Origin of the sequence: Reichenbachiella sp. MSK19-1, assembly GCF_003590315.1 — a bacterium.
Classification (GTDB): domain Bacteria; phylum Bacteroidota; class Bacteroidia; order Cytophagales; family Cyclobacteriaceae; genus Reichenbachiella; species Reichenbachiella agariperforans.
On record NZ_MIER01000002.1, the window covers coordinates 460,690 to 487,662 of the forward strand.

At 41.7% G+C, this 26,973-nt stretch carries 23 protein-coding genes and 1 other RNA gene; 11 read left to right on the plus strand and 13 right to left on the minus strand.

Translation table 11 applies throughout. The features are described 5' to 3' along the window. Window positions 1-2 precede the first annotated feature (2 nt). Window positions 3-405, minus strand: an RNA gene (gene rnpB, locus BGP76_RS02080) — RNase P RNA component class A. A 96-nt stretch (window positions 406-501) separates the two neighbouring features. After that, window positions 502-5,106 carry a translocation/assembly module TamB domain-containing protein gene (locus BGP76_RS02085; protein ID WP_119843428.1) on the minus strand — a complete coding sequence of 1,535 codons (4,605 nt, stop codon included), beginning with the start codon at window positions 5,104-5,106 and terminating at the stop codon, window positions 502-504. Between the two features lie 155 nt (window positions 5,107-5,261). Between BGP76_RS02085 and tsaD the strand changes: the two genes are divergently transcribed. From tsaD to BGP76_RS02105, 4 genes are all read left to right on the plus strand, one after another. After that, window positions 5,262-6,266 carry a tRNA (adenosine(37)-N6)-threonylcarbamoyltransferase complex transferase subunit TsaD gene (gene tsaD, locus BGP76_RS02090; RefSeq protein WP_119843429.1) on the plus strand — a complete coding sequence of 335 codons (1,005 nt, stop codon included), beginning with the start codon at window positions 5,262-5,264 and terminating at the stop codon, window positions 6,264-6,266. 74 nt (window positions 6,267-6,340) lie between these two features. Further along, entirely contained in the window at window positions 6,341-6,802 is a 462-nt protein-coding gene (gene smpB / locus BGP76_RS02095; protein WP_073119726.1) for an SsrA-binding protein SmpB, read from the plus strand. Window positions 6,803-6,804: 2 nt separating this feature from the next. Beyond that, the gene (locus tag BGP76_RS02100) at window positions 6,805-7,554 is read left to right on the plus strand and encodes an NlpC/P60 family protein (protein WP_119843430.1); all 750 of its coding nucleotides are present in this window, start codon (window positions 6,805-6,807) and stop codon (window positions 7,552-7,554) included. A gap of 99 nt (window positions 7,555-7,653) precedes the next feature. Continuing rightward, window positions 7,654-8,163 carry an HNH endonuclease gene (locus tag BGP76_RS02105; RefSeq protein ID WP_073119719.1) on the plus strand — a complete coding sequence of 170 codons (510 nt, stop codon included), beginning with the start codon at window positions 7,654-7,656 and terminating at the stop codon, window positions 8,161-8,163. Here BGP76_RS02105 and BGP76_RS02110 read toward each other — a convergent pair. From BGP76_RS02110 to BGP76_RS02150, 9 genes are all read right to left on the minus strand, one after another. Then, window positions 8,160-8,651 (minus strand): pathogenesis-related family 1 protein, encoded by a 492-nt coding sequence (locus tag BGP76_RS02110; RefSeq protein ID WP_119843431.1) that lies wholly within the window; start codon window positions 8,649-8,651, stop codon window positions 8,160-8,162. The genes BGP76_RS02105 and BGP76_RS02110 overlap by 4 nt on opposite strands. A 64-nt stretch (window positions 8,652-8,715) precedes the next feature. Further along, the gene (locus BGP76_RS02115; RefSeq protein ID WP_119843432.1) at window positions 8,716-9,471 is read right to left on the minus strand and encodes an enoyl-CoA hydratase/isomerase family protein; all 756 of its coding nucleotides are present in this window, start codon (window positions 9,469-9,471) and stop codon (window positions 8,716-8,718) included. Beyond that, the gene (locus tag BGP76_RS02120; protein ID WP_073120596.1) at window positions 9,455-10,048 is read right to left on the minus strand and encodes a TetR/AcrR family transcriptional regulator; all 594 of its coding nucleotides are present in this window, start codon (window positions 10,046-10,048) and stop codon (window positions 9,455-9,457) included. The genes BGP76_RS02115 and BGP76_RS02120 overlap by 17 nt, the downstream gene beginning before the upstream one ends. Window positions 10,049-10,186: 138 nt before the next feature. Continuing rightward, a complete protein-coding gene (locus BGP76_RS02125; protein ID WP_073119715.1) occupies window positions 10,187-10,483 on the minus strand; it encodes an SCP2 sterol-binding domain-containing protein in 297 nt (98 codons plus the stop codon). Next, window positions 10,480-11,574: a glutaminyl-peptide cyclotransferase gene (locus BGP76_RS02130; protein ID WP_073119713.1), complete on the minus strand. Its 1,095-nt coding sequence runs from the start codon at window positions 11,572-11,574 to the stop codon at window positions 10,480-10,482. Before BGP76_RS02130 ends, BGP76_RS02125 begins: the two co-directional genes overlap by 4 nt. A gap of 130 nt (window positions 11,575-11,704) precedes the next feature. Next, the gene (locus BGP76_RS02135; protein ID WP_073119712.1) at window positions 11,705-12,961 is read right to left on the minus strand and encodes a sodium:proton antiporter; all 1,257 of its coding nucleotides are present in this window, start codon (window positions 12,959-12,961) and stop codon (window positions 11,705-11,707) included. Window positions 12,962-13,406: 445 nt separating this feature from the next. Next, window positions 13,407-13,832 carry a cytochrome c gene (locus tag BGP76_RS02140; protein WP_073119709.1) on the minus strand — a complete coding sequence of 142 codons (426 nt, stop codon included), beginning with the start codon at window positions 13,830-13,832 and terminating at the stop codon, window positions 13,407-13,409. Continuing rightward, a complete protein-coding gene (locus BGP76_RS02145) occupies window positions 13,810-14,469 on the minus strand; it encodes an SCO family protein (RefSeq protein ID WP_119843433.1) in 660 nt (219 codons plus the stop codon). Before BGP76_RS02145 ends, BGP76_RS02140 begins: the two co-directional genes overlap by 23 nt. Continuing rightward, on the minus strand, window positions 14,462-14,995 hold the full coding sequence (locus tag BGP76_RS02150) for a CopD family protein (RefSeq protein WP_073119706.1): 534 nt from the start codon (window positions 14,993-14,995) through the stop codon (window positions 14,462-14,464). Before BGP76_RS02150 ends, BGP76_RS02145 begins: the two co-directional genes overlap by 8 nt. Before the next feature lie 128 nt (window positions 14,996-15,123). Here BGP76_RS02150 and BGP76_RS02155 point away from each other — a divergent pair, with 128 nt between their 5' ends. Further along, the gene (locus tag BGP76_RS02155; protein ID WP_084190338.1) at window positions 15,124-15,813 is read left to right on the plus strand and encodes a Crp/Fnr family transcriptional regulator; all 690 of its coding nucleotides are present in this window, start codon (window positions 15,124-15,126) and stop codon (window positions 15,811-15,813) included. An 8-nt stretch (window positions 15,814-15,821) separates the two neighbouring features. On the opposite strand, the gene topA is transcribed toward BGP76_RS02155, so the two are convergent. Next, window positions 15,822-18,146 carry a type I DNA topoisomerase gene (gene topA / locus BGP76_RS02160; RefSeq protein ID WP_119843434.1) on the minus strand — a complete coding sequence of 775 codons (2,325 nt, stop codon included), beginning with the start codon at window positions 18,144-18,146 and terminating at the stop codon, window positions 15,822-15,824. A 118-nt stretch (window positions 18,147-18,264) separates the two neighbouring features. Between topA and BGP76_RS02165 the strand changes: the two genes are divergently transcribed. From BGP76_RS02165 to BGP76_RS02175, 3 genes are read left to right on the plus strand one after another with little or no spacing between them, the layout of a single operon-like run. Continuing rightward, window positions 18,265-18,759, plus strand: a complete 495-nt coding sequence (locus tag BGP76_RS02165; RefSeq protein ID WP_158584005.1) for a histidine phosphatase family protein — start codon at window positions 18,265-18,267, stop codon at window positions 18,757-18,759. After that, window positions 18,760-19,785 (plus strand): agmatinase family protein, encoded by a 1,026-nt coding sequence (locus BGP76_RS02170; RefSeq protein ID WP_119843436.1) that lies wholly within the window; start codon window positions 18,760-18,762, stop codon window positions 19,783-19,785. A 4-nt stretch (window positions 19,786-19,789) separates the two neighbouring features. Continuing rightward, window positions 19,790-23,008 carry a caspase family protein gene (locus BGP76_RS02175; RefSeq protein WP_119843437.1) on the plus strand — a complete coding sequence of 1,073 codons (3,219 nt, stop codon included), beginning with the start codon at window positions 19,790-19,792 and terminating at the stop codon, window positions 23,006-23,008. A gap of 26 nt (window positions 23,009-23,034) precedes the next feature. Here the strand turns inward: BGP76_RS02175 and BGP76_RS02180 are convergent, their stop codons facing one another. Further along, complete coding sequence (locus BGP76_RS02180) at window positions 23,035-23,832, minus strand: MBL fold metallo-hydrolase (RefSeq protein ID WP_084190336.1); 798 nt, start codon at window positions 23,830-23,832, stop codon at window positions 23,035-23,037. Window positions 23,833-23,928: 96 nt separating this feature from the next. Between BGP76_RS02180 and BGP76_RS02185 the strand changes: the two genes are divergently transcribed. The 3 genes from BGP76_RS02185 (at window position 23,929) to BGP76_RS02195 (ending at window position 26,969) form a co-directional block, all read left to right on the plus strand. Then, the gene (locus BGP76_RS02185; RefSeq protein WP_073119695.1) at window positions 23,929-24,264 is read left to right on the plus strand and encodes a hypothetical protein; all 336 of its coding nucleotides are present in this window, start codon (window positions 23,929-23,931) and stop codon (window positions 24,262-24,264) included. A 155-nt stretch (window positions 24,265-24,419) separates the two neighbouring features. Then, a complete protein-coding gene (locus tag BGP76_RS02190) occupies window positions 24,420-25,010 on the plus strand; it encodes a hypothetical protein (protein WP_119843438.1) in 591 nt (196 codons plus the stop codon). Between the two features lie 36 nt (window positions 25,011-25,046). Next, window positions 25,047-26,969, plus strand: a complete 1,923-nt coding sequence (locus tag BGP76_RS02195) for a methyl-accepting chemotaxis protein (RefSeq protein WP_119843439.1) — start codon at window positions 25,047-25,049, stop codon at window positions 26,967-26,969. Window positions 26,970-26,973 lie beyond the last annotated feature (4 nt).

Here is a 26,973-nt window from a genome sequence, read left to right on the forward strand (position 1 = left end):
AAGTTAATAATAGGTCTATAAGCCGGGTTCTGTATCTCGACGAATCGAGACCCTTATCATTTATCTAGCCTTGACATTACTGCCAAAATCTATCAATCTACCCATCCTGTTTTCTCCGAAGAGAGTGGAGCGAGCAGCTCCTGACAGGACCTATTTGATCTTTCAACTCGTAAGGTTTACCATGCGATCTGCATCACTGCAGAACCGGTGAGCTCTTACCTCACCCTTTCACCCTTACCCTTCGACTAGTCTGTCTGACGACAGCTTAGCTCAAGGCGGTATACTCTCTGTTGCACTTTCTTCCCAGATTTTCATCTAAGACTTCCCGTTAGGAAGTACGATGCTCTACGTTGCCCGGACTTTCCTCTCCTGCCATACGGCAGCAGCGATAAGGCGACCTATGGAAACAAAAATAGTCATAACCATAGATTATGTGTCATTTTATCAACGAGAAAAGTATGTAGGGGTGGATTATTTAAAGCAAGCTAAGACTATGCTGGATCAAAGGATGATTTCATCTTCCTTAGTTCCTTCAGACTTAGGTTTTACTTTGGGAGCAGGCTCTGGCTTTTTGTTTTTGTCCCGACTATCTCTGAGTATTTGACTTAACTCGTCAAAGCTTCTTACATACTGTAGACTAAACCCTGTTTCGATACCATTTTGACCTGTTTGTTGGTTGATGTCATTGAGGTCTGATCGACTGTACATTTTGACTCTAAGTCTACCATCGTCAGTGAGTAGGTATTCTACCGTCCAGTCTCCAATGATCGTAGACATGTCATTTTTGGTCTGTTCATTAGGTAGGCTACCACCTCTGGTCACGCGTAATCGTCCGTCCAAAAATGTATAGGATAGCCGTAGTTGGAATGTGTTGAATGCGTCATCACCTAGACCTGCTAAGTCTACATCGATCTCTAGATTTTCATCTACCTGTGTAGCCCAGTAGCTAAGCTGGTTTGAGACGAACTCACTTAAACTACTACCGATGGTTGCTGAATTAACCTCAAAACTGTTTTCTGGAGAGAATTTTCGAAGGATTAGTAGACTAAAAACCTGACGGTTCATTTCTTGTTCGTTACTAGCTATTTTGGTTTTAAAGGCACTGATGATACTTTCTAGATTATACCGAGTCGTGATACCTTCACTGACTACTGCAATATGTTCTGGGTAGTCTTCTATGTCGATTCCGAATTTGATTTGAGGAGACATGAGATCACCTTTGAGATTTAGCTTTACTATCGAGGGGTACTTGCGTCGTGCTTCGGGTGAGTTAATCTGTTCATCGTCTAGGAAGGGCTGTAGAAGCGGTGTGATCGAGGTGATTTGTCGATACCTGGCTCGTATGCCTAGTTGTGCCTCGTAGGGGTTGCCATACCAAGATATGGTACTTCCTTTTTGGATGTTAAACTCTTTGTTGATGATGTTGTAGAGCGTAAAATTGTAGCCCCCTTCTTCAATTTCGTAATCCCCAAACATATTGAAATCTCCGTCCGAATTGATTTGCAGTTTGATGTTTCCATTGCCACGTCCTCTGATAATGTCCCCTGATTTGACATCAAAGATGAGTTCTATGTAGGCGTCTGGTGTCATCTCTATGTCAAACTGCAGTTGTATCCCTTTGATCTTGTTGATCGTCTCAGTGATTGCTTTTTCGACAACCTCTTGGGTGTCTTCTTGGGATAAATCCACAAACTCGATGTATTCCTGTTGTTCGATATCGTATTGGCCGAGACTACCTATTGGAATGGCTATTTTGGTCCCGTGTTCGGATTTAGCCTGAGCGACAATGACGATATTGTCAGGCGTACCGCTAAAATTGATTTGTCCCGTCGCGTATGCTGTTCCATAGTAGGCATCGTTATCCAAGATGCTAGTATTGAGTAGTTTGAATCGTTTGAAGTTTGCGGAAATATTCATACGAATATCTCTGAGTCCGGTATGGAGGAGGTAGCCTGAGAGTTGAGCTGTATTTCTCTCACTGTCTTTGAGCTCAAAGTTGCGTGGTACAATCTGATTGTTGTCAAAGACAATTTCACCATTGAACCCGTATCGGGTTTGCAGATAGTCAATAGTTGTTTCTCCGTCATTAATCTTAGCGATACCATTGATGTCGGGTTTGTTGAGGAGACCTTTTAGGGTGAGTTTTGCATCAGCATATCCAGTCAGGTCGCTGATGTTATTCTTGAAGAATGTTTCGAATATTTTCAATTCAGTGTTTCTGAATTGTGCGATTAGATCGAGTTGTTCTGTTTTGCTATAGGGATAGATGTGTCCACCAATCTCTATCTTTTTTTGTTCCTCACGAATAAGGTCTAAGCTAACCGATAATCGGTTTTCTGCATTTTCCCAGTGAGAGAGTGCATAGATATCTCCGATGAGAAAATCTTCTACAGCCACTGATTGGGCTAATAGATCGCTCTCTATGAGGTCTTCTTCTATCCCTTTTTGGATTTGAATAGAGCCGTCCAGCGTGCCAGTGATTTGTGTATCGAATAGCGATTGTATGTTTTCGAAACTGAACTCATGAATATTGATATCGAGTTGATTGCCTGGTAAGGTGGAGTAGTTACCATTGATACTAATGTATTCTTCATCACTATATAGTTTGAGGTTCGAGAATTGCCACGTATCGTCTTTGTAGATCACATAATTGTCGTCATCCCATTTCCATTTTTCATTTAAGATTTTGATACTCGAGGGGGCTAATTCAAATTTTACTTCATCAGATTCGAAACTGACCAAGGAGTTAATGCCGAGGTAGTTTGCATATTTTTCTTGTTCTAAATTCATGAACAACTCCATTTGGTCTTGAAACCAAACTGCGTCTACTGTGAGGTTTTCTGAACTGTAGTCACTGGGCCAGAGTTGGTTGTCGCTGTGTATATACATTGACGCCAAAACTTCACGGTTATGCGTTTCTTTAGAAATATTGAAGTCCAATTCATTATCGGTAAATGTTGATTTGCCAAAGGCCAATGTGTCGAATGTAGTGTATAGGCTCAGCTGTGTCGTAGCGTTCTGTTGGTAACGTCCTTCGATTTTGACGTTAGGGGATAAGTTGAAACTAGGATAAAATGGGGTGATGAATTTGTTCAAATCCCAAAGATTGAGCGTGATCTCCGCTTCGAAAGGATCGAGTGGAACTTCGAGTAGTTTATGTCTATAATAATTGTTCATCTCGACGCTGTCAGGATTCAGATACATCATGAGTTCTTGGGCGAAGTTGGACAGGCTTGAAAATAGCTTGCTGTTCTTATACTCTCCCTTGATCTCTCCGGTGAGACCTTCCGTCTCGATATGCATGAGTCTCTGGGAGCCGATGGTAGTCGAGAGGAACTTGATGGAGTCGATTTCAAGTGGTTTGTTCTCGAAGGTGATTTGGTTGTCATAGAGGTTAATATATCCTTTGAGTTCGTCGGTTTTTAGCCCCTTCATGTTGATGTCAATTTTGGAAGAGAGTGATAGAGGCTTTTCAATGAACCCCAGCTTGTGTACATGAACAGAATCAAGTTGCGCAGTGATGTCTATTTTGTTGACATTGTCATGGAGGTCTATATCCAGATGCCCTGAAAAGGCTAAATTAGGATCAGCGATCGTGAGATCTCCGTCGAACATTTCTTTTGCAAAATGACCTTGAGTTGTGATGTTTTTGTAGTTGTAGTTGTACACAGCAATAGAGTCCATAAAGGCATTCAGCGTAAATTTTGCATTCTTTTTATCAAGTCCAGAGCCAGTTATGCTGCCGTGCATGGTGATGTCGCCGAGGTAGTTGCTTTCTGGATCCAGTGTTTTGAGATCAAACTGAGTGAAAGCCAGCTGACCTGTGTAGGCCGGGATGTCTTGGTCATTGGTTTTGAAATTGAGATCAGTGGTGATATTGCCTGCATCTGTGTAGAACTCACCGTCAGCCACAAAATCAGATAAAAACCCCAAAAAACTCGCATCGAATTGGGTAGTGCCTAGGTTGTGAATTTGATTTCGGTAAGTTTCTTTGACGAAGGGAGAAATGTCATCTGGTAAGACGACAGAGTGTTTCATCTTGAGATCGATAAAGGTCTCTTTGATATTCGGTAGACCATAGAAGCTGGCCGACCCTCTTAGTTGGGATTTGGTGCCAAAGCGGACGTTTAGGTCTTGGCCTTTGAGGCGCTTGACTTTACCTGATATTTCACCAGACAGACTGATGGTTTTGTGGATAGGGCTGATGTTTGGATTGAAAAGAGCTAACTCATGTAATGAAATGATGCTGCGTTTTAAATGGCTATGGAATTTGATTTTGTCGACAAACTGGGAGAAATCAGAAGGGTGGCTGTAGTTAAATACTATTGAATCACCTATCTGACTGTCCTTCGTATTCAGTAGGAAGTTGTAGATCGAGAGGCTATTTGGGGTATAGGCTATTTTGCCAAAGAACGACTGCACGGAAAGTTGACCAGTAGGATCATTCGTTTTCATGCGGTCTACCTCCATGGCTATACTATCACTCGACAAGGTGAAATTACTGATGGTTGAGAGTAGTTGTTTATACTGAAAGTGATAGTAGTCTTTGCCAGTTTGGATGCTGTCTCTGCGCTGGTCATTGAAAGAGAAGGTCCCATTACTTATCTCGACACGTTCTATAGATGCAGATAGCTTTTTTTGTTGGGGGTAGTCTTTCTTTAGGAGCGTCTTGAGCTGGTTGATGAAAACGTTAATATTGACATCTGTAGAGTCATTTTTTTTGATCAAATGAACAAATGGAGATTCTAATTCTAGAATATCAGCATTGAGCTGCTTTCTGAACAGGAGATCGAATATTTTAAGATCGATTTGGGCAGATTTTGCACTGATCAACGTGCTGTCAGTAGCTTTTTCGAAGATTCGGATGTCTTCCAAATGCATCTTGTCAAAAGAGGTTAGGTTAGTGTGTCCCACAGTGATTTTATAGTCTGTACGGAGGGACACTTGGTCGAACAGTGAGTTGATGAATTTGGTCTGTACTGTAGGGACTTGGAAAAAAGCAAATGACACCAAAAGTACTGAGAGGATTACAATGGGAATCCACAGCAACACATTCGTGATTCTGTGGAATATAACCCCGCGTTGTACATTGTGTTTTTTTGCCATTTCGAATCTGCTGCAAATGTACTTTGATTTAGCAAAACAATAACAGTACCTATTTTAAAGTCTAGTCCTTGATTAGATAGATTTTATGGACAACTTTGCTTCTTAGTTTTTCTGTCTTGCCTAGTAGGGTTTGATAAATCGAATTTTGAATAAATATGAGTGAAGTTATATTGGCGATAGAGTCGTCTTGTGATGAGACTTCTGCCGCAGTTTGTATAGGTGGCGTGATCAAGAGCAATGTGATCGCTACGCAGCAGATCCATAGCAAATATGGCGGAGTGGTGCCGGAATTGGCCTCACGTGCGCATCAGCAGGCGATAGCGCCTGTTGTGATGGAAGCTCTGGAGAGAGCAGGAGTGACTAAGGCAGATCTAACAGCAGTTGCGTTCACTCAGGGGCCTGGTCTGCTCGGTGCATTGTTGGTAGGGGCTTCTTTTGCTAAATCGCTGGCGTTAGGGTTGAAAGTGCCATTGATAGCGGTTAATCACATGAAGGCACATATTTTGGCTCATTTTATCGAAAATCCAAAACCTGCCTTTCCGTTTTTGTGTCTCACAGTCAGTGGTGGGCATACGCAGATTGTAAGAGTGGACGACTATCTCGATATGACTGTACTGGGACAGACCAAAGATGATGCGGTAGGTGAGGCATTTGACAAATGCGCTAAAATCATGGGGATACCGTACCCAGGAGGGCCTATTATTGATAAGTTAGCGAAGGAGGGGGATGCGGATCGGTTTGAGTTTTCGAAGACTGATATGCCTGATCTGGATTATTCATTTAGCGGGATCAAAACCTCCTTTCTATATTTTACCCAAAATCAGTCACAGAAGAATACTGGTTTCGTAGAAGAAAATAAGCATGATCTGGCGGCTAGTATTCAGAAACATCTCATCGGGATGCTGACCGATAAGTTGGTGTTAGCAGCACAGCGGGAAGGGATTAGTAATATCGCGATAGCTGGGGGAGTGTCTGCCAACAGTGAACTGAGACAGACCTTGATAGCGATGGGCGAACAGAACGGGTGGCAGGTCTTCATCCCTAAGTTCGAGTATTGTACAGACAATGCTGCGATGATAGCCATGACGGCTTACTATCAGAGTCAGCAAAATGACACGGCAACTATGAATGTGTCACCGATGCCTAGACTAAAATTTTAGTCTACTTATTAATAGGTATTTATTCTGCATTTGATTGCATAAGATTTCAAATCTCATAACTTTAATATCACAAGATGAGCAAAAAAAGATTTTCCAATGATGTCAATATTCGAAACAAGAAAGCGCGATACGAATATGAATTTATAGACACCTATGTGGCGGGTCTGGTGCTCAAGGGGACTGAAATCAAGTCCATCAAAGAGGGGAAGGCTAGTTTGCAAGAGGCTTATTGTTATGTGGGGAAGGGAGAGATGTTCATCAAAGGGATGCATGTCTCGGTGTATGAGCAGGGGACGGTTTATAATCATGATCCCCTCAGAGAAAAGAAACTGTTGCTCAATAAAAGTGAAATAGAGAAAATAGAAACAAAGTCCCAAGAAAAGGGATTGACGTTGATCCCATTGCGGCTGTTCGTCAATGCCAGAGGCTATGCTAAAATCGAGATAGCATTGGCAAAGGGTAAAAAAATACATGATAAGCGAGGCAGCATTAAGGAGAAGGATGTTAAAAGAGAGCTGGAACGTAACAATTATTAACAATGGATCAATATCCGAAAGGCATTTGTCGATTGGCAGTGGTGCCTATGAGAGCCAATGCTTCGCATGAAGCCATCATGCTGTCCCAACTCCTCTTTGGTGAGCACTATCAGGTACTCAGACAAGAAGGGGAGTGGTTAGAAATAGAGGTGCATTTTGATCATTCCAAAGGCTGGATTCATCAGGATCAACATTCGGCTATTAGTCAAGAGTATTTTAAGCAAATCAATCTATCAGACTACAAAGTATGTACTGATCTGAGTGCGACGATTTTTTTTCAGAAGAAAAAAGTTCATATCGTTCTGGGTAGTATACTGCCCATTTCCACCAACGAGCTATTCAAACTCGAAGAGCAAATCGCCTATAATGGTTCATCAAAAAGCCTGTCTCAGCGTCGTGATTTTGATTTTCTTAAAGAAGAGATCAAGAAGTACGATAACGCACCTTATTTGCCAGGAGGCAAAACTCCATTTGGTATCGACTCAGCTGGATTTGTACAGCAGGTATTCAAGCTGTGTGGATTTAAACTCCCTCGTAAGGCTGTAGAACAAAAGAGTGTAGGAAAGAAGGTGGATGGTATTGATTCCTTGTTGCCAGGAGATATAGCAGTGGATGAGCTACAAGATCGAGTATATATCCTACTGGAGAAGAACGTTTGGATGGGGATCAATGAAGGAGCCGTGAGACGTTTGTCAAATCATGAAAATATTGACGCTTCTGCTGTATTTAGAAGAATCCTAAGAGAAGCATAGAAGCCTTGAGCTTTGAACTGATCTATTGGTATTAGAGGAGAAAGCTCTTTATATTACAATTAATATATTGCAAATCAATTAATTGTAAATGATTCTGATATGAATGGTAAGGTTCTTATACTCAATCAAGATTATACTCCGATGGCTATCTGCTCAGTCCATCGTGCTTTTCTATTGGTGTTCTTAGACAAGGCTGAGTTGGTAGAGTCGGATCAGGAGTTTAAACTGAGAACGGTGAATCAATCATTTGAGCGACCTACTGTCATCAAGATCAACCGCTATATCAACGTGCCATTTAGAGGCGTGGTGCTTAGTAGACAGAATCTGTTTAGAAGAGATAACAACCAGTGCCAATATTGTGGATCGGAACAGGATCTTACTTTAGACCATCTGATACCTCGCTCTAAGGGTGGGAGATCGATGTGGAACAATCTCGTGACAGCCTGCAAAAAATGTAATGCTAAGAAAGGAGACAAGAGTTTGGATCAGGTAGGGATGTCTCTGAAAAAAGCTCCCTATAGGCCTACTTATGTTATGTTTCTCAGAAATTCTATGGGAGAGATGCGCAAAGAGTGGCAAGCCTACTTGAAGACCAATAAAGTTGCCTAGTAGGGTTTTTCTCCTACGAAATTCCCAGGAGGGTTGTAATTACATACCCATGTGACATTGCCATTGCAGATTACTTTAGCACATCCGACTTCAGTGGTGTTCTTCCAGACTATCTGTGTATAGTGGCCACAGACTTTGTTCGCATCGCAGGTGTTTTTGCTATAGTTGTAGTTTGCTTTTTCGTTTCCCCATGCGTCTATGGCATCTCCTGCAGTATAGTAGCCTACAGTCCCTTTGAAGAGGTTTTCTCCAAATGAATTTCTGCTGTGTTTGAAAGCACAATCTTGCTTTTTGAGTTCTATAGCCCACTTATTGGCGACTTCTGCTAGTTCTTCTGAATATTTGATCTCACCAACACCTACATCAGCTCGCCAAAAATTATGTCTTTCCAATATCAGTTCGATTTCATCAGCTGTCGCTTTTTGACCTACAGATTGAAAAGAATAGGTATAGATTATTATAAGAAGAATGATGGGGAGACGTGACATGATAGGTTGTTTAAGGAATCAAAAATGATTCATCTAATATCGGCAAAAAATAGAGGAATGAGATTTATGTGGATTTAAATTTTTTGAGTGCACGTTGTGTTTGTGGGGATAGTGCTAAACGCCCACTAATTTCAGCTCTGGATGACAGTAACTCATCCCAGTTTTCGGTGTTTTTCCAGAGCGTTTGTTTAATTGCAAGGAGAGCTTCTGGGTTGTAGTTGGATAGGTTAGTAGCGAATGCATCTATTTTTTGATCCATCTCGTCTATACTGGTGGATAGGTCGTGGTATAACCCTGCATTCATCGCCCATTGGGCGTCTTTCCAGATCGTTGGGTTTAGGGCAAGAGCAGAAAAAGATGAAATTCCGATTTTTCGAGTTACCGCAGGCTCAATGACAAACGGACCAATACCTATAGCGAGCTCGCTTAACTTGATGGCTGCTGCTTCTGTAGCAAAGGCGTAGTCTGCTGAACTCACGAGTCCAACACCACCCCCGATGGTTTTTCCTTGTATGCGAGCAAGGATAATTTTGGGACTCTTTCGCATGGCATTGATCACTTGCGCAAATCCTTGGAAGAATACTTTTCCTTCCGTTTCATTGGTAAGTGACAAAAGCTCGTCAAAACTGGCGCCAGCGCAGAAAGTGCCGCCTCCTTCACTACGGATCACAATGACGGATACATCCTTATTGTCATCGACGGCTTGGATTGCTATAGCCAGTTTTGCTAATAGTGTGCCAGGGAGAGCATTTGCTTTAGGATGATGAAAAGTAATGGTGGCTACTTTGTCGTTGATGGTATGTTTAAGGCTTCCATTCATATTGATCTGCAACTAGTCCAGTCAAAAACATTTCCATAATGTTTTCTTTGATGTCGTTTACGTCTAGGTCTCGGTTGGCATGATACCAGTGTTGAAGCCATCGAACGGATGATAGTAGTGTGTAGAGAGCAATTCTAGGGTCTACTGCCTTGATTTCACCTCGTTTTACTCCTTGTTGGATGATTTCTGTAAATAGGTATTCGTACCTTTTTCTCATATCTAAGAATTGCGATTTGCAGGGTTCTGTTAGGTGACGCCATTCATCATTCATTACAGTTGCTAGAGGAGAACTCATGGAGTTGATTTGGATATGGAGAGCGATGAGTTTCTTGACTTTTTCTATGGGAGTGTTGTCCGAAGGATACACTTCATCCATTTTGTCACTATAAGTATTCGCTAGCGAAAAGCATATTTCGTTGAGAATTTCTTCTTTTGATTTGATATGATTGTATAGGCTAGCTGCCTCCATGCCGACTTCTGATGCTAGGTCTCGCATGGTGGTCGCCACGTATCCTTTCTCTCGAAATAGGCGTGCGGCCTCTTCAATGATGATCTGTTTTTTTGACTTCTTGATAATCTCTAAGCTTTAGATAATACAGAATTCATTTAAAACTAACAAATGTTAGTTTTAAATGAAACACTAATTTCATCAAACGTTTTAATGTTGCTTAATTAGTCAATGAGCGTCAGAGATAGTTAAAGAGAGAGAGCTTGTTTAAAACAAGTTAGATAGCTTAGTGGCTATACTAATGTCTCCTTCTACTTTAATCTTCCCCATCATAAATGCCCCCATGGCATTCATTTCTCCATTCATTAACTTATTGAAGTTTTCAAGAGTTAATTTGACTGTGCAGTCAGCATAGTCATCATTGTTGGTAACCTGTGTCGGATTGGAACTATCATCAAGAAAAATCACCCCCTCATCAAACCTAAATTTGATTTTTTTACCAATACTCCCACTTTTTTTATCTGCTAAAGAAGCTACTTTTTGGGTTGTCTCTTCTAAGTTCATATGGGTTCTTGCTGTTGATTAATGATTTTAATTTCAAATAGTTTTGGCCACCATTTGCCAGTAATATAATACGTTTTGTTTAAAGGATTGAAAGCAATTCCGTTTAATACATCAATCTCTTGATTAATGTCTTGGTTCTGTAATATGCCAGATAGGTTAAGTACAGCTTCTGCTTTTCCAGAATGAGGATCAATGATGTAGATATTGTCAGTTTGGTATCTATTGGCATAGATTTTTCCATTGATATATTCTAATTCATTTAAGTAATCGATTTTACCTTTATGATCATATACTTCCAGTATTTTGAGATCTGAAAACCCATTGGGGTCTTTGAAGTATATCCGGTGCGAGCCATCGCTCATCAGTAAAGTATCGGAGTTCAGCGTAGCAAGACCCCAACCTTCAGTATTGTAATGGAATGTGCCGAGCATTTCGAAATCCTTTTTGTTAAAGATGAATCCTTGTTTAGCTTGCCAGGTTAGCATGTACATGCTGTCTCCTTTTATAGTAATCCCCTCTCCAAAATACTGGTATTCCAGTTCTTTGTTTTGAAGTGTCTTTCCTGTTTTTAAATCAACCTTTCGGAGGCTAGAGGCTCCTTTTTGTCCTGTACTTTCATAAAGTGCGCCTTCTTCCTGTGTTAGTCCCTGAGTGTATGCTTTCGGGTCATGTGGGTAGCTATTGATTACGTGGTATGAGAGTTGTTCTGGTGCGGAATCTGCTAAGAATGTCAGGTTGACAATTTGACGTTCAATAGTTTGGTTACTTAGGTGTAGCGTAAGTATGATGGAGTGTGTTCCAGTCTTGAAGTTGTCTGATCCCCATGTCGCTCTACTTTTGTTTTTGGATGTAAACAAGGTTTTTCGATCCGAGGTGGCTATAATAGAGTCAATCGAAATACTCGTATCCTCCATCGAAAAATCAAAAGTAACAGTGTCTTTTAGATGAAAACGGCTGTTGTTTTTGGGGGAGGTTATTTTGCTGATTTGCTTTTTGCGCGGAGAGGTAGCTGTTTGTTTCTTCTCTGGTGATTCGCATGAGAAGATCACTACTAGGAATGCAATAAGGGTAAGAGACTGATGAATTTTCATTTCTACTGTTTGTGCAATGATAGTAGCTAATGGATATATTTAGAACTTATGTTTATTCAGATTTTTATTAAAACAAAAAAAAATCTCACCAGCGACAGTTGGTGAGATTGTATATTTCGTGTGAAAACGCTTAACCTTCCTTTTTGTTGAATGTTAGTCTCATCAAATAAGGTACAGTCAATCCTTGATAAAGCACAGAACAGACCACTACGGTATAGGTCATGGTAATCAGCACTTCTTTTCCTTCGAATTCTGGTAGCGACAGTGATAGAGCGATGGGGATCCCGCCTCGCAATCCGCCCCACGCCAGTACATTGATAGAATTGCCTTCCATCTTTCTAAAAGTACTCATAGCAGAGATAGGAATACCGACGCTAACATACCTAGCAAATAGAACGATGATGAAAGCAAATAGCCCCGCAGCGAAGTAGTCAAATCTTAGAGGTATGATCAACATCTCCAAACCAATAAGTACAAAGAGCATAGCATTGAGTGTCTCCTCTATTAGATACCAAAATTTGAATACGTAATCGCCTGCAGCACTCGTGACATGACCACTTTTTCCTTCATTTCCAATCACTAAACCCATGATTACGACCGCTTGCTTAGCCGATACATGCGTGAATTCGGCGAGTTGAGTTCCTGCCATGACCAAGGCAAGCGTCATCAATACCTCTACTTCTACTTCGTCATTGTCGATGTATTTGAGTAATCGGTAACCTAAGTAGCCTAAGAACAAACCAATCACGATTCCTCCAACGATATCAGTACCAAATACCCATAGTATGTCAACGATTCCAATATAGTGATCCTCTGTAGAGTGTGCTAAATCTAACAGGGTCAAAGCGACAACTACCGCAATACCGTCATTGAATAAGGATTCGCCTGCGATACGGGTTTCTAGATTTTTGGATAAGTTATATTTTCTGATCGTAGATGTAACGGCGATTGGATCGGTAGGAGAGATAAGTGCCCCAAATACCAAGCAGTACATGATGTCTAGGTCAAGACCTATCCATTGTAGTAAATAAAATACACCTATACCAACGACTGTAGTGGAAATAATGACACCAACTAGTGCCAGAATGAGTACTGGGGTGCGTTCTTCGGCAAGTTTTTTGAAATCAATCTGTAGTGCTCCAGCGAAAAGCATAAAGCTAAGAACCAGTTGATAGAGGACTTCATGATAGTCATAGTCCTTCAGAATTCGCTCCGTTCCTAATTTGAATTCAGGGATTAATTCGTTGAGTACCAACATTGCAAGCGACAACCCCAAAGCCAAAATCATTAGCCCAACAGAAGATGGGAGCTTTAGGTAGTAGGTGTTGATGTAGATAAAAACCCCTGCGAGGAATATGAACAGGGCAAGAATATCTAATATTTGCATAATGTTGTTTTAAGAATTTTCGTAATAGTGGTGGTCAAAATTCTTCTGCTACAATATTAATACAATTCAACTATAAAATTACGTACGGTGTGGAGTAAAAAACTGTAAATATATCAATGCGATCTTGAATCAGTATCATTTGATAAGAGGTACGTATACTACCATTAAAAGTAGATTTTATTCTGTGCTATGATGCTTAGTTAAGATGGCTTTATACCTGAGGTATGAAATAGTAACAATGGTAAGAGAAAAAATCAGGAATACAGTTAACATGGTTTTTGGTTTTAGGTGAATATAGATCAGGAGTTGCTTCCTTTTCTTGGGTTAAAACTAAACCGAGAGCCATTCAATGGTAAATTAATTCGATCAAGGGAGAGTCCAAATAGATGAATCGATCGATGAAGGATTACAAAAGATCAATGATAGATTTTCAGAGATGAAACGACTATTGACAGTCTCTTAAGGCTTTCGAAACTACTTTAGGCCTGATTATGCCTCTTCTTTTTCCCCATTTTTGATCGATATAAGTGACAATCTCTGCAATTTCTAGTGCGGTTAGTCTGGTATTACCAGGCATGTCCTTATCGAAATGGATGTTTTGTATAGTCATTGCACCCGTCAATCCATATTTGATCCCACAGATTACCTGCGTTAGATTTGTACTTAGGTAGGTAGAGTCAATAGGAGGGATAAGTTTCCCTAGACCACTGCCGTCGGCCTGATGGCAGTTGGTGCAGTGGGCCTTGTATAGTTCACTTCCCTGATAGGTGTACTGCTGCAGCTTGATTTCTTCTTTTCTGTTTTCACTGCAGGATAGTATGAATAGGCCAAGGCAGATGATAAATGAGCTATTTTTTACCAAATTCTTCATCTAATAGTATATCAATATCAATAATCAGTTGGTCTACCTGTTCTTTCATGGTTCCATCATATACTCCTCTGATTTGACGATTGGTATCGACGAGTAAGAATGCACCGCTATGAATATAGCCACCAGGAGCATCTTCGTCTGCACCTGCAGTGACCATATAGCTTTTTTCACCTAGTTGATAGATTTCGTCTTGATCACCTGTTAGAAAATGCCACTTGTCACTGATCACGCCTAGCGCATCGCTGTAGTCAGACAAGACGTTTACATTGTCATAAGTAGGGTCAATGCTATGTGATACGATCATAATTCTATCATCCTCTAGATACCTCTCATACACACGCAATAGTTGTTTCTTCATTACAGGGCATATTGTCGGGCAGGATGTGAAGAAAAAGTCCGCGACATAAATTTTACCAGCGAGGGATGAATTGGTAATCTGTAGACTGTCTTGATTGAGTAGTGAAAAGTCTGCGATTTTGTGTGAAATGGTATCTATTACGGTTTGGTTCTCTATTACTTGGGTAGTGATTGTAGGTCTACCTAGGATAGGCAGTTCTTTTTTTTTGGTCTCACATGAGAAAAACAAAAGCCAAGCAGCCAAAAAGCTGTATCGAGAGAAGGACAACAGGTTAATCATCTTTTTTTACGGTTTTATATAATTTGATTCCGAGCATTAGTATTACACTAAGACCGATTAGCCCAACTACGCCCCAGATCCAGTTCAATGAGTTTTTTAAGATTACCACGTACACGATCGAGAATAAAAATAAAGTGGCTATTTCATTCCATATTCGGTATTGTTTAGAGCTGTATTTAAAGACGCCCTTGGTCATTTGGTTATGTAATCGCCCACAAATGATGTGATATGTATAGAGACCGACTAGTAGCGTGAGCTTAACATGAAACCAAGGTTGTTGCCAGTAATTCATTAAATAAGCCAACCATCCACCCAGAAAAAGCGTTATGACAGCAGATGGCATAGTGATGATATACCATAGCCGTGACTGCATAAGTAGTAGTTGTTTGGTAAGGATAGATTTTTCTGGCTCAGCTTTTGCATTCGCTTCTGTCGAATAGATGAAGAGTCTGACCATATAAAATAGTCCAGCAAACCATGTAACTACAAAAATAATGTGTGTGGCTTTGAGATATAGGTATATCATGGCGAAGTAATCTTTGGCAAATATAGAGTTCAAAGGAAGTTTTACTTGCTAGTAAGGATGGCAAATGTAGGACAAAAGGGGGATTCGACTAGAAGAAATTTTGTTAAGGACATTTAACCGAAAAAAATATGATTATCGAGAAAAACATAGGAAACAGCAATGATTTGCTTACAGGATTTAGAAACACAGCAGAAATGGTAACGGAAGACGCTTTGTCAAATGTAGCATCCATCACAAAGGAGTTTTCAAAGGATGAGCTGGTTTATGAGAACGGTCATGTATCTGATAAGATATACTTGATCGAGGAGGGAAGTGTGAAGATCGCAAAGACGGATTCTTCTGGTAAGGAAGTAGTCAAGGCGATATTAAATACTGGAAATGTATTTGGAGAAAAGGCATTGTCAGGCGATCGTGTCAGAGCAGAGTATGCTCAAGTAGTCACCGCAGACACCCGTGTGAAAGTATTTATGGTCGAGGATGTACTTCAAGCTTCTCGTCAAAATGCTCAACTCAACCAAAAGGTGATTGATATCTTGGCGAAGAAATTAGAGGGGTTAGAAAAACGTTTGGAATCCATCACCTCTAAAGATTCAAGAACCAGAGTGGTGGATTTCTTAAGAGACTTGGCACTGGAGAATGGTCAGAAAGTAGGTTTTGAAACCTTGATCAAAAATAATTTTACTCACAAAGATATCGCTAGCCTGACGGGTACTTCTCGCCAGACGGTAACGACTACTTTGAATCATCTCAAAGAGAAAAATATCATCAACTTCGATAGAAGAAGGATATTGATTAGAGATATGGATTTATTGGTGTAAAGAAGAAGTTATTTCTTCTTCTTTACTGTTCCACGTTTCTTTTCAGGAGCTTTTTTCTCGAGTTCTACACAGTCTTCATAAGTCAAAGCCTGAGGATCGGTATCCTTAGGTATTTTGACGTTTTTCTTACCAAACTTGATGTAGGGACCCCATCGTCCATTTAGTACTTGTACATCAGGGTTTTCATCAAATGACTTAATGTGCTTTTCTGCGTCTGCCTTTCTTTTGGCCAAGATGAGTTCTATAGACTCGTCAGCAGTGATTTGCAAGGGGTCTACTTCTTTAGGAATAGAAACGAACTTGCCATCATGCCTGATGTATGGTCCAAACCGACCAATTGCAGCAGTCATCACTTTATCTTCAAACTCACCGACTTGTCTAGGGAGTTTAAATAGTTCAAGCGCATCTTCTAACGTCAAACTTTCCAAGAATTGACCTTTTCGTAGACTGGCATATTTTGGTTTTTCTGCATCCTCGTCATCGCTCATGTCGCCGAGCTGAACCATAGCGCCAAACCGACCCAATCTAGCATAGATAGGTAGTCCAGTTTTAGGGTCATTTCCTAGCTCTCTGGTAGTGCCAATTTCCGAACGTTCTATTTTTTCGGTTGTTTCTACTTTGCTATGGAAGTCACCATAGAATGCAGCGATCATACTGTTCCATGTCTTGGTTCCGTTCGAGATCTCATCAAATTCCTTTTCTACATTGGCAGTAAAAGAGAAGTCGATGACGTTTGGAAAATGTTCTACTAGGAAGTCATTGACCACCATGGCAGTGTTGGTAGGGAAAAGTTTGTTTTTCTCTGCACCAGTGATTTCCGTGTTTTCTGTGGTTTTGACTTTGTTACTCTTTAGGATGATTTCCTTGTATTTTCTTTCATGTCCATCACGAGCTTCTTTGATGACATAGTTTCTTTTTTGAACAGTAGAGATCGTCGGCGCATAAGTAGACGGTCTACCAATGCCCATTTCTTCTAGTTTTTTCACCAAACTAGCCTCTGTATATCTAGCGGGGTGACGTGTAAAGCCTTCTTTGGCGATGAGTTGCTGTAGTGCTAAGTCTTGACCAACGGTCAGTGGAGGTAGCATTCCTTTTTGTTCAGTCTCGGTAGTTTCGTCATCATCGTCTGACTCGACGTAGACTTTTAGGAAACCTTCGAATTTAATCACTTCTCCAGAGGCTTTTAATAACTCTGGTCTAGATGAAACCGTGATGCTAGCGACGGTTTTTTCTATCTGAGCATCTGACATTTGGGAAGCGATTGCGCGCTTCCAAATCAGATCGTACAGTCTCTTTTCGCTATCATCAGCCCCTGCACTATGAAGTGCGAAGCTAGTAGGACGGATAGCTTCGTGAGCTTCCTGTGCGGAAGAGTTTTTGGTTTTGTATTTTCTAGGATTGGAAAAGCTATCGCCATAACTCGATTTGATCTCCTCTTTGGCGGCTGTCATCGCCTCATCTGATAGGTTTAGGGAGTCTGTTCTCATGTAGGAGATTTTACCTCCTTCGTATAGTTTTTGTGCTACACTCATGGTTCTAGAGACCGAAAAACCTAGTTTTCTACTTGCTTCTTGCTGTAGTGTAGAAGTCGTAAAGGGAGGAGCAGGTGATTTCTTTCCTGGTTTTTTTTCTAGGTTTTCGATTTTGAAATCTGCTCCGACACAGTCGTCTACAAATTGTTTGGCTTCTGCTTCGGTTTTGAACTTGCTAGGCAGCTCTGCTACTAATGTTTTGCCTTGGTCTAGGTCGAAGAATGCACTGATTTTATAGGACGAAACGGCGGTGAATTTATCGATTTCACGTTCTCTGTCGACAACTAACCTAACAGCGACTGACTGCACGCGACCTGCCGATAGACCTGTTTTGATTTTCTTCCAAAGGATAGGGGATAGCTCGAAACCTACCAGCCTGTCCAGCACTCTACGTGCTTGCTGTGCGTGTACGAGATCGATATCTATACCGCGAGGATGATTTATCGCTTGTGTAATCGCATTCTTGGTGATCTCTCGGAATACAATTCGTTTGGTGTTGTCGTCCTTGAGCTTCAGAGCCTCTTTCAAGTGCCATGATATTGCTTCTCCCTCACGGTCATCATCACTCGCTAGGTAGACTATGTCAGCCTCCTTACTCAGCTTCTTTAAATCCCGAATGACGTCTTTTTTGTCTTTGGATACTTCATAGGTGGGCGCAAAACCGTTTTCTACATCTATGGCATTGTTGCCTTTTTGTAAATCTCGAACATGACCATAGCTAGAAGTTACTTTGTAATCCTTACCCAAATATCCTTCGATTGTTTTTGCCTTTGCAGGTGACTCTACTATTACTAGGTTCATTCGAAATGAAAGGTTTAAATGTGAAAGCGTCAAAGTTCAATAAAAAAAATTGATTTAAGCAAATACAAAAAATAGATTTCTGAATAAATTACCCCCCACCTAAAAATCGATGATTCACATGAGTAAGGAACTATTTTTGATTAGACATGCAGAGGCTGATGCCAACAATTTTGACATAAAGGATATCGATCGACCGCTTACGGCTGATGGAGAAATCGTTGCATCCAAAGTGGGAAGGTTCCTGAAAGGACAGGCAAAATCGCCAGATGCTATTTTAGCGAGTAGCGCATTGAGAACACGGCAGACAAGTGGCTTTTTGGTGGAGCAAATAGATTTTGACCCTAGTAAAATTCAGGTATTAGATGATCTATACGAAGCGTCTACGCGGATCTTGCTCAAGGCAATCAATGAACTAGGTAATCACCTCAATACCGTAGTGATGGTTGCGCACAATCCTGCCATCAGTTTTTTGGCAGAATATCTCACGGGTGATATCATTGGTAATGTCTCACCAGCTGGAATCGTACATTTAAAGTATGACGGGGGATGGGATGAATTCTCGAAAGGCAATGTTGAGCTGATCGAATACACAAGTGCAAAGGAATTAGAATAAATGTCAGAAAAGTTAGGGAGTTACGACCCAAGTGCCCCGGGTAAACAGGGCACTTTGTTTGGGTTGCCATTTGATCAATCGTCAGCAGAAGTAGTAGTCTATCCTGTGCCTTGGGAAGTCACAGTATCATACAATCGTGGGACAGCATATGGCCCATTGTCTATTCTCGAAGCATCAGCTCAGCTAGATCTCGAAGTGCCCAACCAAGAAGCGCCTTGGAAGCGTGGCATATGGATGCGTCCGATCGAAGGAAAAGTCAAAGCAAAGAGCGATATGTTGCGGTCGAAAATCGAACCTTACATTGCTTTTCTCGAAGGGGAAGCGGAGTCTTTCGATGGTGAAGAATTGTTAGCAAAGGTCAATAAGGCGACAGAGTCACTTCGCCTAAAGATAAAATCAGAGACTCTAGAACTACTGTCTGAGGGGAAATCCATAGGTTTATTGGGGGGGGATCATAGTTGCCCTTTAGGATACATGGATGCGTTAGCAGAGCGGTACGATGAATTTGGGATACTGCAGGTCGATGCACACATGGATTTGCGGGATGCTTATGAAGGGTTTATCCACTCTCATGCTTCGATCATGTACAATGCACTGAAAAATCCCCAAATATCCAAATTGGTGCAGGTAGGGATTCGGGACTACTGTGAAGAGGAATATGAACTAGTGCAGGAGAGTTCTGATCGGATAGTTGTTTTCTTTGATCAGGATATAAAAAATAAACTTTATGAAGGGGAAAGCTGGAAGACGCTCTGTGAGGCTATGATAGCACAACTGCCTGATCATGTCTATGTCAGCTTTGATATAGATGGACTGAGACCTGAGCTATGTCCAGGAACAGGGACGCCAGTACCAGGCGGAATAGCTTATGAACAAGCCATTTATTTGCTCCAGTCATTGAAGAATAGTGGACGGAAGATAATAGGATTTGATCTATGTGAAGTAGCTCCTCAAAAATTCGATCAACAGTGGAATGCCAATGTAGGAGCTCGATTGCTGTATCAACTCTGTGGTCTGATCGATTGATCTTATGAAATCAAGAATACTCGTCTTATTATTTATACTCGTGTCAATTGTATGCAGTCTAAGAGCACAAGACTTAGCACTTCGTACTGTGGTTCAGCGAGGACATGAAGGAACCATACTTTGTGCGGCATTCAGTCCAGATGACCAGTGGGTGGTGACAGGCAGTGCTGACCAAACAGCCATTATCTGGGATAGTCAAACAGGGCGTCAGTTGCGTACGTTATCGGGGCATACGAAAGGAGTCACCGCTGTATCATTTCATCCGACAGATCAAGTCGTCGCAACAGCTGGCAATGATGGTCGAGTCATACTCTGGGATATGATCACTGGAGAAAATATACAGGAGATTGATTGGCAGAAGTGGATTAGCTCTATTGCTTTCTCGCCAGATGGGAAATCTATCCTCATTGGAGGGGGACAGTATGTAGTGCAGTTGATCCAGCTAGACGATCCGAAGCAAATCACACCTTATAAAGTAGACAAGACACAGTATGGAGTGCAGGTCGCTTTTGACCCGCTGTCTGGTCACGTACTGACGGGCAATGATGACGGAAAACTAATCAAGTATGAGCTAGAGACAGGAGCACCGCTGGATACGCTGCGCAATATTACTGCAAGTAGCTGTGGAGGTTGTTTGACCTATTTTGATCAGAATGAACAGAATCAGGAGCTCGTCTCAGTTGCTCGGTCTGGGGCCTTGTCGCTGTGGGATATGAAAGGAATGCGACTCATCAAAACCTATGGGGAGTCTGACAATGATTATCTGTCTGTTGCTTTGAGCTCTAACAGCGTGTATGCATGTGACGAACACCAAATTGAGGCTTGGGACAAGGAGAAGGGAACGAAAAAGGTACTGGGTGAGAGTGGTGAAAAATTAGTAGGGATTGTATTGAGTAGTGATGATACTAGGCTCATGTCCTTTGGAGAGGACCGTGTAGCACGAATATGGGAGGCGACTTCTGGTCGTCAGATCGCTACGCTGAGCGGTTATCTCAATGCCGAGAATGATCGTGGTTTGGCTTTCAGCCGAAACTCCTACTGGCACTCAAATGTTAATAAATTTATTTCCATCCAGAATCGTGTAAAAATTAGTCCTGATGGGAAAACCATGATCAAGGGACATAATAACCATGAAGCATATCTTTGGGATACCGAAGGCGGTCGTGTCAAGTTGGAACTCAAAGGGCATGATAAAGTGGTCGTTGACTATGCTTTCACTCCCGATAGCAAGTATGTCTATACAGCAGGTGGAGACCGAGTGATTCGACTGTGGGATGTTACGACTGGCAAGGAGTTGCGGAGTTTTGAGGGGCATATAGATCTCATTTTTACGCTGGTACTGAGTGACGATGGTAGATACCTGGTATCGGGGAGCTGGGATGGGTCAGCGATCTTATGGGACACGGCTACTGGCGAGCGCATCAACCAATATCGTTTTTCGAATAGTTCACCATTCTCTTTGGCATTTGCGTATCGTGACCAGTACCTGTTGGTAGGAGGGCTTGGTCAGCAGCTTCAACTCATAGAGATAGATACAGGTACGCCCGTGATGGACTACATAGGACATCAGGATGTAGTGACTGATATAGAGGTCAAAGGGGAAGAGTTTTTGACGGCCAGTTTAGATGGTCGGATCAAAAGATGGGAGCTCAAGACAGGTTTTCAGTCCCAAAAGTACATCGGTCATGAGGGAGCAGTATATGATGTGTGCTATGATAGTCATGGTCAGTACTTGTTGTCGGGAGGTACAGATCGCATAGTTAGGCTGTGGGATTTGAAATCTGGAAAGGAGTTGAAGCAATTGATCGGCCACAAGGGAGCGATTACTGGTGTGGCATTTATTCATGATGATCGTGTGATTGTCAGTAGTAGTTTGGATGGCACGACACGATATTGGGATGTGGAAAGTGGGAACGAAATTGCTTCACACGTGTTTTTGGGACCAAACGACTGGTTGACGAAATCGGTAAACGGCTATTTTGATGCGACTGAGGGGGCAAAGCAAAACATCTTTTTTGTCAGAGGATTGGAGAGTTTTACTTTGGATCAGTTCTTCGAAGATTTTTATCGTCCAGATATTCTAGGAGAGTCCTTAAGGCTGGGTGCTTCATTTCATTATGATTCGGATCTAAAAAAGAAATTACAAGACTCGCCGCCTCCCAAAGTGGAGCTGGTGTCTCCCAAAGCAGGTGAGAAGATGACTGATCGAGATATCGATGTAGTCGTGAAGGTAACGAATGGAGGTGGAGGAATGGACGAAATTCGAGTGCTACACAATGGCAAGCGCATCATGGGCAAGGAGCGTGGGTTGAGTATGGAAGAAAAGTCTAAAAAGACGATTTACAAGCATGTTCCTGTTCGCTTGGTCTCCGGTAAGAACGTTCTGTCTGTCTCTGCATTTAGTGAGGAGAGGATAGAGTCGAGTGTGGTAGAGCAAGAGGTTTACTATGAAGGAGAGACGGAGAAGATTACGTGTCATGTGGTGACGATTGGCATCAATACCTACAAAAACCCGATTCTAAACCTCAACTATGCCAAGGAGGATGCAGAAGGTTTTCAAGATTTGATCAAGAAAAAGGGAAAAGAGCTGTATGATGAGCTCGTATATTATCCACTCTATGATGAGGAGGCTTCCAAAGAGAATATTCTCAGTCTACTGGATCAAGTGGCTGACCGTGCCAAACCAGAAGATGTTCTGTTATTTTATTATGCAGGGCATGGGAGTACGGTAGAGGGTGATTTCTATTTTATTCCTACAGAAAATGTTCGTCTGTATGATCAGAAAAAGCTGAAGTCCCACGCCATTTATGCTGGAGAAATCCAACAGAAACTGGCCAATATCGCAGCACTAAAGCAGATGGTAGTATTGGATGCCTGTCAGTCGGGGAGTTCTACACAGCTGCTGGCGTCTCGTGGAGCGGAGGAGGAAAAAGCACTCGCCCAGCTGTCTAGGAGTACCGGAGTGCATATACTCGCAGCATCTGGGAGCGAGCAATATGCGACTGAGTTTGCCGAGCTAGGTCACGGACTGTTTACCTATGTGTTGCTGGAGGCATTGCAGGGCAAGGCTGATGGTGCACCACATGACGGTAAGGTTACCATCTATGAGCTCAAATCCTACCTAGATGATCAGGTGCCAGAGTATTCCATACAGTTCAAGGGAAAACCACAGTTTCCGGTGACTTACTCCAGAGGACAGGATTTCCCTATTGTAGTAGACTAATCATAGTATGATAGCCAACCATTAAGTTAGAATGTAATTTCTTGTCCAGGATCGGTGAACAGGATCGCAGAAGGAAAGGCCTCATGCACTTTGTCCTCTGTTTTTTCGTCGTGTCCCATGGGGAGGTGCATACCGACTACTTTTTTAGCACCGATGTGTTTTTCTACAATCTCGGTACCAAATAGGTTTGTCAAAAACCAGAAGGGGACAATGGCCAAGTCTACCTCTTCATACACGAGACGAAGGTCATCAAAGTAGCGGACATCCATCTGAGTATCGGCAACATGGAGGACTTTTTTATTCCCGATTGTGATTAGAAATATTTGATTTTGGACTTTCCCGTATGCTCTGCCTGCGTGACGCGTATAGGCACTAGCGATCGTTATGTCGTCAATCATAGTTGTTTTCCAGCCCTTGGTCCATGGATAGGTAGCGATACGATCTGATACTTCGTCGTAAAACTGCGATTTGAGTTTCATACTGTCCACGGCTTGTGGGGTGGCGATCATTTTTGCGGACTTGTTTTCTCTCAAAAATGAGACATTGTTGACCGCATCAAAATGATCTCCGTGTGCATGGGTAATCAAATTTGCATTGATTTTGTCATACGGAGCTTTTCCCATGACGATCTTTTCCATGAGGTCATAATCAGGCGTATGGAACTTGCCCGTAGGGTCGTCAAACAATGCGTCTACGATAACTTTTTTGCCTTGATACTCGACGAGGATACCTTCGTTACCGAGGTAAGTGACTTTTTGTGCATGGGCATACCCAATGGTAACCGTCAGCAATACAATAAACAGGGAGGATTTAATTGATAACATGCGGCTAATTTATTGGAGTTTGGTGATAGATGTAATACAACAAATCGTATTTTTTTATTTGTAATAGGTCTAAATAAAGACTACTTTTGCTGAACCATGCATTTGATACATCAGACAGAGAACGGACAGATCGTACAGGCAGACAAAGAAAACTGCTTCTACATGACCTATAAAGGTATGGAATACAAGATGAATGTCTGTTCTTTTATCGCTTTCAAGAGTAAAATAGATACCTATAATCTTGAGCTGATGCTAATGTCTGATGTCACTAAGAATGATTTAGAAATCATCCCACTATGCAACAAAGACCGCTTCTTGGTCTTGACACTCGAAGAAATGATCGAAGTGAAACATCTCGTACAGGGTGCTCTCGTCATGCTAGAGCTCAATAGCATCGTCCACCAGCGAATCAATAGAGCTAACCTAGTTTAAGCACTGCTATTCTTTGTCATTTCGATCTTATTTATAAAATAAGTCATATTTTATCTACTAATATTATTATCCTCATCGTTTAGTATTTTTCTTTGCATCATGAAATCCAACAGGCAATTCAATGTCGTATGTGCATGGTAGATATTTGATATTTGATGAAAAAAGGTATTGTACTAGTAATCATGGTTGGTGTATTGTCATTGATCATCTATTTATTCTGGATAGAAGAATACCGTCATTTAATTCAAAATAAAAATAGTATGCCTGCATACTATTTGGAAAAATCCCCAGTTATTAGGGAGTATGGCATATCTATTAATGATAGACCCATATTCATTCATTTTTACAATCCCTCCTGTAAGTATTCTAAAGTTAATATTGAGCATTTGAAAGGCGTATTTCAATCATACACTGAGCAGATAGATTTCTACTTGGTGGTGACTGGCCAACAGGTGACTAACGGTAATTATTTGAAAGAAAAGTATCAATTACCATCGTCCATGAAAGTAATCATGGATCCTGATGGACAGTTGTCAAGGCTTTGTGGAGTGAACTCGACACCTCGTGCCGTGTTATTCGATACAGACTCGACACGCTACTTTGATGGTAATTACACCAGTGGGTTTACTTTTTGTGGTCCCGCTAATATTAAAAATTCAGCTCCAGCTGTGGCACTAGAATTTAAGTCAAAGGGTTATCAAGCCCCTCTTGTTCCAGTTGTTTCGGGTTTCGGGTGTGAGTTATGATCTGATGATAGTTGACAGTATTTAAATAAAGAAAGTATGAATTCTGAAATGTCTGTAGCTTTTGAAAAAGTAATTCAAAAGTCTGAAAACACGGTTTTATACCTTGTGTTTGGTTTGTTTTTGTTTGGTGTAGGGATCGCCTTTCAGTATGATACCTGGTTGTTTGGGTTAGGTGTTGGTGGTTTGAACCTTCTGTTATGCTTGATGGTTCGGTTCTTTTTTTCTGGGACCTTTTTATTTAGAGCTACCACTGCTTCTGTGATGGCTATTTTTATGCTTCAATTCGTGGCACAGCTACACGGGCTGTTTGAGATGCACTTTTGGTTTTTTATTTTCCCAATCATATTGATTCACTTTAGAGATTGGCGAATTTATATTCCATTTGGACTGATCGTAACGGTACATCATGTGTTAATCTTTGGGTTGTATCTCGATGGGCAGCCTGAGTACATGAACTATCTATATGAGAGCTCAGATGTTGCAGTTTCTACTTTTTTGTACCACATGGGCTTGGCGGTATTGGGGTTGGTAGCGAGTGCTATATCTTCCTATAGATTGAAAATAGAGACAGTCAATAATATACAATCCAATATGGAGTTGAGTGCTCGCTTGGAAGAGATGGATAGAATGACACTGGATGTAAAGAAAATTGCGGCAGATATCACTACAAAACAGAACGATAGAGAGGAAAACCAGTCAACCAGCCAAATGTTGGCCTCATTGGGAGATGATTTTTCGAATGCTATTCATGGGCTTATTGATGAAACCAATTCAGTGGTTAATACGGTTGGCGTCAATGGAGATTTGAAATCACGAATGGGCATAGAAGGCAAAGCAGGTAACTGGAAGAAAATGGCGGAATCTATCAATCAGATGTTGGTATCTATCTCTGTCCCAGTCCTGAAGGTAACTGACATAGCTCAGTCTATGGCAAGTGGTGACTTGACGCAGCGCTACGATGTGGCATCACAGGGAGATGTGAAAATGCTTGCGGATCACTTGAATCAAGCCTTGGATAACTTGTCTGATCTATTGGTGCAGATCTCCAAGGATATCGCTTCTTTGGAGCAGAGATCAGAGATGATGCTACTTTCTGGTCAGGAAATGGAAGGCTCTACACACGAAATCGTAGGGGCAATAACACAAATGAGTAGTGGAGCGCAGCGCCAGTTGTCGAGTATAGAGAATATTTCTCAGGTATTGGAGCACACGCTGGATACCGCACGTGGCTTGGAAGGAAGGACCATGGAGGTGATGGAGTCTGCTAAACAGGGAACAGAAAATAGTGAACGAGGAAAAGAGATCGTACAGGCGGTTGTATCGGATATGGAAAAGATATCAGGCTACTCCCAAAACACCAAGGAGTCTATCGCGGTTCTCAATGACAGATCTACCGAAATATCCAGAGTACTAGGAGTCATCACAGATATATCCTCTCAGACGAACTTGCTCGCACTGAATGCTGCGATAGAGGCGGCTCAGGCTGGAGAGTCGGGTAGAGGGTTTGCGGTGGTAGCAGAGGAGATTAGAAAACTCGCTGAAGGATCGAGAAAGTCCGCTCAGGAGATCGAAAAGCTAGTCAGTGATGTGAAGCGAGATACTGAGAACGCGACCAAGGTGATCGACGAGATGAATATCAGCGTGACGAGTGGCGTGAGTTCATCACAGAAGACGGCAGAGGTATTTAATGTCATCACGGAGAGTTATCAGGCCTCATACAACTTATCTAAGCAGATCTTGGATGATTCGAAACTACAAGTCCAGAGTATGTCAGGAGCCGTCACTGATGTGGAGTCGGTGGTCGTGGTGGCTGAGCAAACTGCAGCGGGTACCGAGGAGGTGAATAGCTCTGCCACAGAACTATCGAACGGGATGGCTAATTACATGAACATTTCGAGACAGCTCAACAATATGGCGACAGAGTTGAAGAGGGGAATTGGTCGTTTCAAACTGAACTAGTCGG